Consider the following 12,131-nt stretch of genomic DNA (forward strand, 5'->3'; position numbering starts at 1 on the left):
ATCTTTTTTTCAAAAAGGTGGTCCGAAATGGTGCGCGTCATAGACCGGTCTATCCAACGGTCCATGATTGAAAGTCAGGTAGTTGAGGTTTTTTGTGATGTTGATTTCAGTTCAGGCCCTACGGGCGTTCGCAGCGTGGGTCGTGGTGTGTCATCACTTCATGCAGATTTTTTTCGATTTCAAGGCCAGCGGTCCGGTGGGGCAGTTCTTTGGGTCAAAGGGCGCGGTCGGTGTGGATATCTTCTTCGTCATCAGCGGCCTGGTTATCTTTTTATCCACGCAGAACAGTGACATGCCAGCACGGCGTTTCATTCTGCATCGCCTGATTCGCATCGTTCCGGCCTATTGGCTATACACCGCCGCCATGGGGTTGCTGCTGCTGATTGCAGCGCCGATGCTCCCGCATCAGGTGATCGGCTGGCAGAATTTCCTCTTGTCACTGGTGTTCATTCCTTCCGAGAATCCCGGGGGCTATGGTCTCTACCCGACGCTCAACGTTGGCTGGACGCTGAACTATGAGATGTTCTTCTACCTGCTGTTTTCGATGGTATTCCTCTTTCAACAGCGCCACCGGCCGCTGATCATTGCCGCAGCGCTGTTTGCGGTCAGTGAGGTTCTGGCCCGCGCCGGGCTGATCAGCCGCTTTTATGGCAACGACATCATTTACGAATTCCTGCTGGGTATCGGTATCGGCATTCTCTATCGCCGGGGCTGGATCAAACAGGCGCTATGGCTGCCGCTGGCAGGCATAGCGGTCGGGCTGTATGCGATCAATAACCTGAGCAACGAGCAGCGCCTGCTCAACTGGGGTCTGCCGAGTGCCTTGATCGTGCTGTCGTGCATTTCGCTGGAACCATATTTTCAGGGCAATCGCTTGCTAAAGGTGCTGGGTGACTGCTCGTATTCGGTGTACCTGCTGCACGTTCTGGTGCTGTACGGCGGCTTGCTGATGGCGCAGCGCTTTGGCCTCAATCCCTATGTGGTCTTCGCCTTCTGCGTGCCGATCATCGCCATCGGTGCGTGGGTCAGTTATGAGTGGATCGAGAAAGGCCTGTACCGCCGGATGAAAGCCTGGCTGGATGCGCGCAGGGCGGTCAGTCAGGCGCAGGCATTAACCTGACAAAAATACTGGGACTTTGTGTGAAGCGGCCGATTGGCGTAAACTGCACGCACGTCTGCGAGGAATTTTCATGACCGCTATCACTATTACCGATGCCGCCCACGATTATCTGGCCGATCTGCTGGAAAAGCAGAATACCCCGGGCATTGGCATCCGCGTATTTATCACCCAGCCCGGCACTCAGTACGCCGAAACCTGCATTGCCTACTGCAAGCCGGGTGAAGAAAAACCGGAAGACAAGGCCATCGGCCTGAAGAGCTTTACGGCCTGGATCGACGGCTTCAGCGAGGCCTTTCTCGATGATGCAGTGGTCGACTACGCCACCGACCGGATGGGCGGGCAGCTGACTATCAAGGCACCGAACGCCAAAGTGCCGATGGTCAATGCCGACAGCCCGATCAACGAGCGCATCAATTACTACCTGCAAACCGAGATCAATCCGGGCCTCGCCAGCCATGGCGGTCAGGTCACGCTGATCGATGTGGTCGAGGAAGAGACGAAGAACATCGCCGTGCTGCAGTTCGGCGGTGGTTGCCAGGGTTGTGGCCAGGCCGATGTCACGCTGAAGGAAGGTATCGAGCGCACGTTGCTTGAGCGTATTCCCGAGTTGTCGGGCGTTCGCGATGTTACCGACCATACGCAGAAAGAAAACGCCTACTACTAGGCGTCTCTTTTTTGCAAGGAAGTTGCTGCACGAAAGTTGCTGCACGAAAACGCCCTGACTGTTCAGGGCGTTTTCATGTGTGGCGGTTGACGAGCGTCAGTCCAGCTCCACCAGCACCGCGCCTTCGTTGACCATCTCTCCCTCGTGGCAGTAGAGCGCGGTAATCACTCCGGCGCTGGCGGCGCGGATGCTGTGTTCCATCTTCATGGCTTCCAGCACCACCAGTTGCGCGCCAGGCTCGACAGCCTGACCCACTTCAACCAATACCCGTACGATGCTGCCATTCATCGGTGCTGTCAGGCCTGCATGCTGACCCTCACCGACGTCTGCCTGGGCGATGGCGTCCAGGCGGGTGACGGTTTGCACCTCGCCTTGCCATTCGAGATACAGCGTATTGCCGCGTCGTATCGCCAGGTGTCGTTGGCGCACACCGTTGTGCTCGACCTGCAAATGCTCGCCACTCAGAGTGAATAACGAGGGGCTGCTGTTGCGCAGGCAGGTGTTGCGGGTTAGACCGTTGCAGCTCAGTCGCAGATCCGTCTGCGCAGGCAGGCCGGCGCGAAAGCCGCTGCTGACTGCCCAGGGCGAATACGGATCGGCTTGATCGATGCGTGCCGGTTCGCTCTGGCTGAAGGCCTCGGCAGCGGCCTGCCAGAATGTCTCGTCCGGCTCATTGGTGTGCGGCAGCAGTTGCGCCTGATGGCGGGGAATGAAGCCGGTATCAAGCTGCGCGGCGGCGAACGCTGGATGCGCGATGATTCTGCGCAGAAACGCCAGGTTGGTCCTGACTCCGCCCACTGCAAATTCATCGAGCATGGCCAGCAGGCGCAGGCGGGCTTGCTCGCGGTCTTCGCCCCAGGCAATCAGCTTGCCGAGCATCGGGTCGTAGAAGGGCGAAATGCTGTCGCCCTCGGCAACGCCGCTGTCCACCCGCCTGCCGGGGCCGGGCGCAGGCTCTCTGTAGAGCTCCAGCGTGCCGGTGGCCGGAAGAAAGTCGTTGACCGGGTCTTCGGCGTACAGACGGACCTCGATGGCGTGGCCGGTCAGGGGCACCTGCTCCTGGGTGATGGGCAGCGATTCGCCTCTGGCGACACGGATCTGCCATTCCACCAGGTCCAGACCCGTGATGTACTCGGTGACCGGATGCTCCACCTGCAGGCGGGTATTCATTTCCATGAAGAAAAACTCGCCGCGTGCGTCCAGCAGGAACTCCACCGTACCCGCACCGACGTAGCCGATGGCTTGTGCGGCTTTCACCGCGGCTTCGCCCATGGCCTTGCGCAATGAGGCCGTCAGGCCGGGCGCCGGTGCTTCCTCGACGACCTTCTGGTGTCGGCGCTGAATGGAGCAATCGCGCTCATTGAGGTACAGGCAGTGGCCATGCCGGTCGGCAAACACCTGGATTTCGACATGGCGCGGGGTGAGCACGTACTTCTCCACCAGCATCCTCGCGTCACCGAACGAGGACAGCGCCTCGCGTTGCGCCGAAGCCAGCGCTTCGGCCAGTTCGCCCGTATGCTCGACCACTTTCATGCCTTTGCCGCCGCCGCCAGCGGTGGCTTTCAACAGCACCGGGTAGCCGATACGCTCGGCAGCGGCGCGGAACGTCTCGACGTCCTGTGCTTCACCGTGATAGCCCGGCACCAACGGCACGCCTGCCTGCTCCATCAAGGCCTTGGCGGCGGATTTGCTGCCCATTGCATCGATGGCCGAGGCGGGGGGGCCGAGGAAAATCAGCCCGGCGTCTTCGACGGCACGCGCAAAATCGGCGTTTTCAGAAAGAAAACCGTAGCCGGGATGGATCGCGTGCGCGCCACTCGCCCGGGCGGCTTCGATAAGCCTGTCGATCGCCAGATAACTGTTTGCGGCCTTGCTGCCGCCAAGGTCCACGCAGAGGTCGGCCTCTCGGCTATGCCGTGCGTCACGGTCGATGGCGCTGTGCACGGCGACCGTGGTAAGGCCCATGTTTTTCGCCGTGCGCATGATGCGGCAGGCGATCTCGCCGCGGTTGGCAATCAACAGCGTGGTCAGCTCGGGCATGCTCATGATTGCGAGTCCTTCTGAGGTTCGTGCCGGGCTGTCGAGGCTGCTGGAACGGGATTGCCAGGCGGTTGATCCTTGACGGACTGCCAGCCAGGTGTGCGTTTCTGCAAAAACGCGCGCAGGCCTTCCTGGCCTTCGGCACTGGTGCGGATACGCGCGATTGCGCTTTCGCAGTAGCGACGCAGCGCGGGGGTCAGCATACCGCTGCCGACTTCGCGCAGCAGCTCCTTGCTGACTCGCATGGCCTGCGGGCTGTTGAGCAACAGGTTGTCGACCCATTGCAGCGTTCGATCTTGCAGTTCTGCAGCCGGGTAGCACTCGGCGACCAGACCGATCTGCTGCGCCCGCTGGCCATCGAAGCGCTCGGCCGCCAGGGTGTAACGTCGCGCAGCGCGTTCGCCGATGGCCTGTACCACGAATGGACTGATAACGGCCGGCGCCAGGCCGATGCGCACTTCGGACAGGCAGAACTGCGCATCCACCGCTGCAATGGCCATGTCACAGCAACTGATCAGGCCCAGCGCACCGCCGAAAGCTGCGCCCTGGACGACGGCGAGCGTCGGTATTTTCAGCCTGGCGAGGCTGTACATCAGCTCCGCCAGTTCGCGGGCGTCGTCCAGATTGGTGTTGTAATCCAGGTCTGCTGCCTGCTGCATCCACGCCAGGTCGGCACCGGCACTGAAATGCCGGCCACGGCCACGCAACAGCAGAAAACGCAGGCTGGTATCGCCTTGTACCTGGTCCAGGGCGATAATCAGCTCGCGGATCATCTGCGCGTTGAAGGCGTTGTTCTTGTCCGGTCGATTCAGCCACAGCGTGGCAAAGCCACGTGGGTCGTTGATCAGCTCTATGGTTGCGAATGAGGTCGAAGTCATGGTCATTTCCCGGCTCACATTCGGAACAGGCCGAAGGTGGTAGGTTCGATGGGCGCGTTGAGCGAGGCGGAGAGGGCAAGCGCGAGAATGTCGCGGGTTTGCGCCGGGTCGATGACTCCGTCGTCCCACAGGCGGGCGCTGGAATAGTAAGGATGGCCCTGATGCTCGTACTGATCGAGAATCGGCTGTTTCAGCTCGGTCTGCTGTTCGGCGCTGAACGCCTGACCGGCCCGTTCGGCCTGCTCGCATTTGACCTGCACCAGCACGCCGGCCGCCTGTTCGCCGCCCATCACGCCGATCCGCGCGTTGGGCCACATCCATAGAAAGCGCGGATCGTAAGCGCGGCCACACATGCCGTAATTCCCCGCGCCAAAACTGCCGCCGATGATCACCGTGAATTTCGGCACCCTGGCGCAGGCCACGGCGGTCACCAGCTTGGCACCATGCTTGGCGATGCCGCCCGCTTCATACTTCTGGCCGACCATGAAGCCGGTGATGTTCTGCAGGAACAGCAGGGGGATGCCCCTTTGGCAGGCCAGCTCGATGAAATGCGCACCTTTCTGCGCCGCTTCGGCGAACAGGATGCCGTTGTTGGCGAGGATCGCGATCGGGTAGCCATGCAGACGCGCGAAGCCACAGACCAGCGTGGTGCCGAACAGAGCCTTGAATTCGTCGAGCACCGAGCCATCCACCAGGCGCGCGATGATTTCCCTTACATCGAATGGCTGTTTCGTGTCGGTGGGGATGATGCCGTACAGGTCATCGCCGGGGTACAGCGGTGCAATGGGCGCGACGGTGTTCAGTTGGCCCTGCTTGCGCCAGTTCAGATTGGCGATGCTGCGGCGCGCCAGTGCGAGCGCGTGATCGTCGTTGTCGGCATAGTGGTCGGCGACACCGGACGTGCGGCAGTGCACATCGGCACCGCCCAGTTCTTCGGCGCTGACCACTTCGCCGGTTGCCGCTTTGACCAGCGGCGGGCCGGCCAGAAAGATCGTGGCCTGCTGGCGGACCATGATCGCCTCGTCGGCCATGGCGGGTACGTACGCGCCACCTGCGGTACAGGAGCCCATGACCACCGCGATCTGGGCGATACCTTGCGCGCTCATGTTCGCCTGGTTGAAGAAGATCCGCCCGAAATGTTCGCGGTCGGGAAACACTTCATCCTGACGCGGCAGGTTGGCGCCGCCGGAATCCACCAGATAGATGCACGGCAGGCGGTTCTGCTGGGCGATGGTCTGGGCGCGCAAATGCTTCTTTACGGTCAGCGGGTAATAGGAGCCGCCTTTGACCGTGGCGTCGTTGGCGATGATCATGCATTCGACGCCCTCGACCCGGCCGATTCCGGCGATCACGCCAGCGGCCGGGACCTCTTCGCCGTATACCTCGTGCGCGGCCAGTTGGCCGATTTCCAGAAACGGTGAACCGGTGTCCAGCAAACGGTTGATACGCTCGCGCGGCAGCAACTTGCCGCGTGAGGTGTGGCGCTCCTGGGCTTTGGGGCCGCCACCTTGCTGGACGTTGCTCAACAGCGAGCGCAATGCTTCGACCTGCTTGAGCAGCGCGTCGCGATTGAGGGTGAATTCAGGCGAGCGGGTGTTGATTCGGGTCTGCAGAATGGTCATGGTGGCTCCCCGATCAACGGGTTTCGTTGAACAGTTCGCGACCGATGAGCATGCGCCGGATTTCACTGGTGCCTGCGCCGATCTCGTAGAGTTTGGCGTCGCGCAACAGTCGGCCCGCCGGGAACTCGTTGATGTAGCCATTGCCGCCGAGAATCTGGATGGCCTCCAGCGCCATCTGCGTGGCCCGCTCGGCGCTGTACAGGATTACCCCCGCAGCGTCCTTGCGAGTGGTCTCGCCGCGGTCACAAGCCTGGGCGACCGCATACAGGTAGGCCCGGCTGGCATTGAGCTGGGTGTACATGTCTGCGACCTTGCCCTGTATCAGCTGAAACTCGCCGATGCTCTGGCCGAACTGTTTGCGGTCGTGAATGTAGGGCACCACCACGTCCATGCACGCCTGCATGATCCCGGTCGGTCCGCCGGAGAGCACGACGCGTTCGTAATCAAGGCCGCTCATCAGCACTCTGACTCCGCCATCCAGCATGCCCAGCAGGTTCTCCTCGGGCACCTCGACATCATCGAAAAACAGTTCGCAGGTGTTGGAGCCGCGCATGCCCAGCTTGTCGAACTTGCTGCCCCGCGAGAAGCCTTTCCAGTCGCGTTCGACGATAAACGCACTGATGCCGTGGGCTGCCTTTTCCAGGTCGGTCTTGGCGTAGATCACATAGGTGTCGGCATCCGGCCCGTTGGTGATCCAGGTCTTGCTGCCGTTGAGCACATAGCGATCACCGCGCTTGTCGGCGCGCAGTTTCATCGACACCACGTCCGAGCCTGCATTGGGTTCACTCATGGCCAGCGCGCCAACGTGTTCACCGCTGATCAGCTTGGGCAGGTAACGGGCCTTTTGCGCCGGGCTGCCATTGCGGTTGATCTGGTTCACGCACAGATTGGAATGGGCGCCATAGGAAAGCGCCACGGATGCCGAGCCACGGCTGATTTCTTCCATCGCCACGACGTGCGCCAGATAACCCAGGCCCGCGCCGCCGTACTCTTCGCTGACAGTGATCCCCAGTACGCCCATTTCACCGAACTTGCGCCACATGTCGGCGGGGAACAGGTTGTCCTTGTCGATCTGCGCGGCGCGCGGGGCAAGCTCTGCGGCGACGAAGGATTGCAGCTGGTCGCGCAGCATGTCGATGGTTTCGCCAAGTGCGAAGTTCAGGCTGGGGTAACTCATGGGGCTTTCCTTTTTTGTTCTTGAGTGGCGCTTTGTTCTTGGACGGCGCGTCTTTCTGGAAGCGGTTATAGTGTCTATCAGCTATGACCTTTACGTTAACGTAAACCTGTAGGATTGTGCTGTCAACGCCCATGCCGAAGCGGACCGGGAGTGATCAGGCTGTATTTTTCAGTCACGAGAGAAGAGGGCGGAACGCCGGAAAGCACGAAGGGGAGCCTGGGCTCCCCTTCAAGGTGTGTTGCTATGCTCTTTTTTGTTGTTCGGGAGGCCTGTTGTTGTTTTTGGCGACCTGACCCTTCACATCTTTTTTGAGCGATCCGCAGACGGGATCAAGAGCAAACGTATTTTTTTGAGCGCTGATGACACTTTCATCGTAGTGATCCAACCAGTTCGGCAACTGCCTCGGGGCAGTTTTGTTGTTCTCTGTCTGGCTGCGAACGACTTGCGAGGCAAGTGGTTCAGAAAAGCTATCCACTCCAAAAAAATCTGTTAGCTACGTCTCTGTACGTGTTGTTCTTGTTATGTCAGAGCCGGTACGTGTTGTTTTTATTGGTGTGCTGCGTGTTTATTGGTGTGCTGCGTGTTTTTATTTTTGTTGTACAAAGGATATAGCAGGACCCGTGCCAGGTTTTCAAAACCCCTGTAATACCGGGGGATCACCTTGTTTTTCCGGCATCGGACCGTTTGATTCTGCGGCCGAGTGTTTCCGTGTTACCCGTTTGTCTCTGCTCGACGCGGGGCACAGTAACACTCTGTGGCAAGTTGTCGCACCCTGTTACCGACCGGTGACAGTGCTACGCAGACAGTCTGGCTCTGGCCACGCGGGAGCCATTGCTACGTTGCAGTACGTCGCAGATGCGCTGGCCCGCCGCAATGACCTGGTCCAGATCGACGCCTGTTTCGATACCCAGCCCCTGCAACATGTACAGCACGTCCTCGGAGGCAACATTGCCGCTGGCACCCTTGGCGTAGGGGCAGCCGCCGAGGCCAGCCACTGAGCTGTCGAAGACCTGGATGCCTTCCTCCAGGCTTGCGTAGATGTTTACCAGCGCCTGGCCATAGGTGTCGTGGAAGTGGCCGGCCAGCTTGCCGCGCGGTATCTGCGCAGCCACGGCGTTGAACAAGGCCCGTGTGGCGCCCGGCGTGCCGGTTCCGATGGTGTCGCCCAGGGAAATTTCATAGCAGCCCATCGCGTGCAGTTGGTTGGCGACCGTCGCGACCTGTTCGGGCGAAACGCTGCCTTCATAAGGGCAGCCCAATACGCACGACACATACCCTCGAACCCGCACGCCATGCATCCGTGCCGCTTCCATGACCGGCGCGAAGCGCTCCAGGCTTTCGCTGATCGAGCAGTTGAGGTTGCGCTGCGAGAACCCTTCGGTCGCCGCCGCGAACACCGCGACTTCTCTGACCCCGGCAGCCAATGCGTCTTCGAAGCCGCGCAGATTCGGCGCCAGAGCCGAATAGATAACGCCTTCACGGCGCTGGATCCGCTCGAACACCTGAGCCGAGCCCGCCATCTGCGGGACCCATTTGGCCGAGACAAAGCTGCCGACCTCGATATGGCCCAGCCCGGCTGCCGTCAGGTCATCCACCAGGCGCACCTTGTCGTCGACACTGATGGGTTGCGCTTCATTCTGCAGACCGTCACGCGGGCCGACTTCAACGAGATTCACCTTTTGCGGGAGGGACATGGCGGCGCCTTTGTAGTCAGTGCGAAGGGGTCAGAGTGGGGCGGCAGCGGTTTTATCGAGTGCGGCTCGGCAGCGCTCTTCGGCGGTGTCCAGTTCCAGTTGCATCTGCTGGATGTCCAGCAACTGCTGCTCCAGCTGATCACGGCGTTCGGCGATCTTGCCCAGCATGGTCTGCAACTGCTTCTGATTGCCACCGGCAGGGTCGTACAACGAGATCAGTTCCTTGCACTCGGCCAGGGAAAAACCGATGCGCTTGCCTCGCAGGATCAGTTTCAGAGTGACTTTGTCACGGGCCGTATAGATACGTTCCAGGCCCTTGCGTTCAGGGCTGAGCATGCCTTGCTCTTCGTAAAAGCGTATGGCGCGGGTGGTGATGTCCAGCTCGCGGGCGAGCTCGGAAATGCTGTAGGTGTGACTGCTCATGGCATGACTCGGCGAGGTATACAACCGCAAAGCTAAGGGCTGCTTTACGTATGCGTCAAGCTGCAGTGGCGATACCAGAGCTTGAGCGGTCGCACCCCACTACCTAGAAACGACATTAAGTTATGTTATTTAAGTTTTTATAATCAATAACTTAAGTTAAATATTTCATGCCTTTTCGAGGTTGTGTTCCTGCGCCACCACCCGCTGTGAAAGTTCGATGATCTGCTCGCGCATCCAGCGATTGGCCGGATCCTGGTCGGTGCTTTCATGCCAGTACAGGTGGGTCTCGACCGAGGGAACGTCGCTGACTGGCAGGTAGACATAGTGCAAGTCGTTACGTCGGGCGAAGCGCTCGGGCACAGTCATGACCATGTCGGTCTGCTGCAGCACCTGGGTTGCCATCATGTAGTGCTGCGAGCGCAACGCTATCCTGCGCTGGATGCCCATCTTGCCGAGCGCCAGATCCACATGGCCCAACCCGCTGCGGCGGCTGGAGATATGGATATGAGACTGGCTCAGGTAATCGTCGAGGGTCAGCGTGGCCTTGTTTGCCAATGGATGCCCCTTGCGCATGCCACACACATAGCGGTCCTCCATCAGCTTCACATGGCGCACCTGCGGGTCAGTGTTGAGCGGCGCGTCCACAGCGAAGTCGAGGCGTCCGGCGGCCAGTTCCTTGGTGGTTTCCCGGCGCTTGGAAAGAAAGCTTTCGATGGTCACCGCAGGCGCCAGGCGTCGCAGTCGCTGGAACAGCGCTGGCAGGATCACTGCCTCGGTCAGGTCGGTCATGCTGATGCGGTAATTCTTGTTGGCCTGCAACGGGTTGAAGATGCGACTTTCCTGCACCGATACCCTGAGCAACGAAAGGGCGTTGCGCACCGGGCCGATGATGTTCTGCGCCATCGGTGTCGGCACCATGCCTTGTGCCGTGCGCACGAACAGCGGGTCGTTGAAGGTCTCGCGCAGCCGCGCCAGTGCGTTGGAGACTGCAGGCTGGGTAATGCCGACAATCTGTCCGGCGCGGGTCAGGTTGGCTTCGGTGTAGATGGCGTCGAAGACAATGAAAAGGTTGAGATCGACCTTGTTCAGGTTCATTGATGGGGCGCCTCGTGCCGTTATTGTGATTGATTGTTTAGAGGGGTGGTAATGCCGCGATGGTGACGGATCATATATCGGTTATGAATGTTTATACACGCTGGGAATAGATTAGATAAATGTGCAGTGTTTCTCTAGCATCGTGTTCATGACTTCGACAACCTGATCGACACGGTGGCGACCCCATGGATTTTGCGTATTCCCCGAAGGTGCAGGCCCTGCGTGAACGCGTCACGGCGTTCATGGATGCCTACGTCTATCCGGCCGAGCCGGTTTTCGAGCGGCAAGTGGCCGAAGGGGATCGCTGGCAGCCCACGGCAATCATGGAAGAGCTCAAGGCCCGGGCCAGATCGGAAGGATTGTGGAATCTGTTCCTGCCCGATTCCGGACTGGGCGCCGGCCTGAGCAATCTGGAATATGCGCCGCTGGCGGAAATCATGGGCCGCTCAATGCTCGGTCCCGAGCCCTTCAACTGCTCGGCACCCGACACCGGCAACATGGAGGTACTGGTCCGCTATGCCAGCGAGGAACAGAAAGCCCGCTGGCTCGAGCCGCTGCTGCGCGGTGAGATTCGCTCTGCCTTTGCCATGACCGAGCCCGACGTGGCCTCATCGGACGCCACCAATATGGCCGCGCGCGCTGAGCGTGACGGTGACCAGTGGGTCATCAACGGTCGCAAGTGGTGGACCTCTGGTGCCTGCGACCCGCGCTGCAAAATCCTGATATTCATGGGCCTGAGCAATCCTGAAGGGCCGCGCCATCAGCAGCATTCGATGATTCTGGTGCCGGTCGATACGCCCGGCGTGAAGATCGTGCGGCCACTGCCGGTGTTTGGTTATGACGATGCGCCCCATGGCCATGCCGAAGTGTTGTTCGAAAACGTCAGGGTTCCGTTCGAAAACGTCCTGCTCGGCGAGGGGCGTGGGTTTGAAATCGCTCAGGGGCGGCTCGGACCAGGGCGGATTCACCACTGCATGCGCTCGATCGGCATGGCGGAGCGGGCGCTGGAGCTGATGTGCAGGCGTTCCATTGACCGCGTAGCATTCGGCAAGCCGTTGGCCAGGCTGGGCGGCAACATCGACCTGATCGCCGACTCGCGCATGGAAATCGACATGGCACGCCTGCTGACCCTGAAAGCGGCCTACATGATGGATACCGTCGGCAACAAGGTCGCCAGAAGCGAAATCGCGCAGATCAAGGTGGTCGCGCCCAACGTGGCGCTGAAGGTCATTGATCGGGCGATCCAGATGCACGGCGCCGCCGGGATTTCCAGTGATTTCCCGCTGGCCTACATGTACGCGATGCAGCGTACGTTGCGTCTGGCTGACGGCCCGGATGAAGTGCATCGCGCTGCCGTCGGCAAGTATGAACTGGGCAAATATATGCCGGCAGACTCAACGCGCAGCAGGTCCTAGCTA

At 60.2% G+C, this 12,131-nt stretch carries 11 protein-coding genes; 4 read left to right on the top strand and 7 right to left on the bottom strand.

Going from position 1 to position 12,131, the window contains the following annotated elements; genetic code table 11:
- The first annotated feature begins 97 nt into the window (after window positions 1-97).
- Both AC54XV_RS13080 and nfuA read left to right on the top strand, forming a co-directional pair.
- The gene (locus AC54XV_RS13080) at window positions 98-1,120 is read left to right on the top strand and encodes an acyltransferase family protein (protein ID WP_024651450.1); all 1,023 of its coding nucleotides are present in this window, start codon (window positions 98-100) and stop codon (window positions 1,118-1,120) included.
- Window positions 1,121-1,190: 70 nt separating this feature from the next.
- Window positions 1,191-1,784 (top strand): Fe-S biogenesis protein NfuA, encoded by a 594-nt coding sequence (nfuA, locus tag AC54XV_RS13085; protein ID WP_011267703.1) that lies wholly within the window; start codon window positions 1,191-1,193, stop codon window positions 1,782-1,784.
- 96 nt (window positions 1,785-1,880) lie between these two features.
- Here nfuA and AC54XV_RS13090 read toward each other — a convergent pair whose 3' ends face one another.
- From AC54XV_RS13090 to AC54XV_RS13105, 4 genes are read right to left on the bottom strand one after another with little or no spacing between them, the layout of a single operon-like run.
- Window positions 1,881-3,830, bottom strand: coding sequence for an acetyl/propionyl/methylcrotonyl-CoA carboxylase subunit alpha (locus AC54XV_RS13090; protein ID WP_032653556.1), 1,950 nt, complete (start codon window positions 3,828-3,830; stop codon window positions 1,881-1,883).
- Window positions 3,827-4,702: a gamma-carboxygeranoyl-CoA hydratase gene (locus AC54XV_RS13095; protein WP_496718852.1), complete on the bottom strand. Its 876-nt coding sequence runs from the start codon at window positions 4,700-4,702 to the stop codon at window positions 3,827-3,829. The genes AC54XV_RS13090 and AC54XV_RS13095 overlap by 4 nt, the downstream gene beginning before the upstream one ends.
- Before the next feature lie 14 nt (window positions 4,703-4,716).
- Window positions 4,717-6,324: a carboxyl transferase domain-containing protein gene (locus AC54XV_RS13100; protein ID WP_060400159.1), complete on the bottom strand. Its 1,608-nt coding sequence runs from the start codon at window positions 6,322-6,324 to the stop codon at window positions 4,717-4,719.
- 13 nt (window positions 6,325-6,337) lie between these two features.
- The gene (locus AC54XV_RS13105; protein WP_011267707.1) at window positions 6,338-7,501 is read right to left on the bottom strand and encodes an isovaleryl-CoA dehydrogenase; all 1,164 of its coding nucleotides are present in this window, start codon (window positions 7,499-7,501) and stop codon (window positions 6,338-6,340) included.
- Between the two features lie 235 nt (window positions 7,502-7,736).
- On the opposite strand from AC54XV_RS13105, the gene AC54XV_RS13110 reads away from it, so the two are divergent.
- Window positions 7,737-7,994: a hypothetical protein gene (locus AC54XV_RS13110; RefSeq protein ID WP_024641290.1), complete on the top strand. Its 258-nt coding sequence runs from the start codon at window positions 7,737-7,739 to the stop codon at window positions 7,992-7,994.
- Window positions 7,995-8,295: 301 nt separating this feature from the next.
- Here AC54XV_RS13110 and AC54XV_RS13115 read toward each other — a convergent pair whose 3' ends face one another.
- The 3 genes from AC54XV_RS13115 to AC54XV_RS13125 all read right to left on the bottom strand — a co-directional run bounded on the left by AC54XV_RS13115 (window position 8,296) and on the right by AC54XV_RS13125 (window position 10,713).
- Window positions 8,296-9,195: a hydroxymethylglutaryl-CoA lyase gene (locus tag AC54XV_RS13115; RefSeq protein WP_003402776.1), complete on the bottom strand. Its 900-nt coding sequence runs from the start codon at window positions 9,193-9,195 to the stop codon at window positions 8,296-8,298.
- A gap of 30 nt (window positions 9,196-9,225) precedes the next feature.
- Window positions 9,226-9,618 (bottom strand): MerR family transcriptional regulator, encoded by a 393-nt coding sequence (locus AC54XV_RS13120; protein WP_003318521.1) that lies wholly within the window; start codon window positions 9,616-9,618, stop codon window positions 9,226-9,228.
- A gap of 165 nt (window positions 9,619-9,783) precedes the next feature.
- A complete protein-coding gene (locus tag AC54XV_RS13125; RefSeq protein ID WP_003402775.1) occupies window positions 9,784-10,713 on the bottom strand; it encodes a LysR family transcriptional regulator in 930 nt (309 codons plus the stop codon).
- Window positions 10,714-10,898: 185 nt separating this feature from the next.
- Here AC54XV_RS13125 and AC54XV_RS13130 point away from each other — a divergent pair, with 185 nt between their 5' ends.
- A complete protein-coding gene (locus AC54XV_RS13130; RefSeq protein WP_003402774.1) occupies window positions 10,899-12,128 on the top strand; it encodes an acyl-CoA dehydrogenase in 1,230 nt (409 codons plus the stop codon).
- The last annotated feature ends 3 nt before the right edge of the window (window positions 12,129-12,131 follow it).

The sequence above is a fragment of the Pseudomonas fragariae (ex Marin et al. 2024) genome (genome assembly GCF_059621105.1).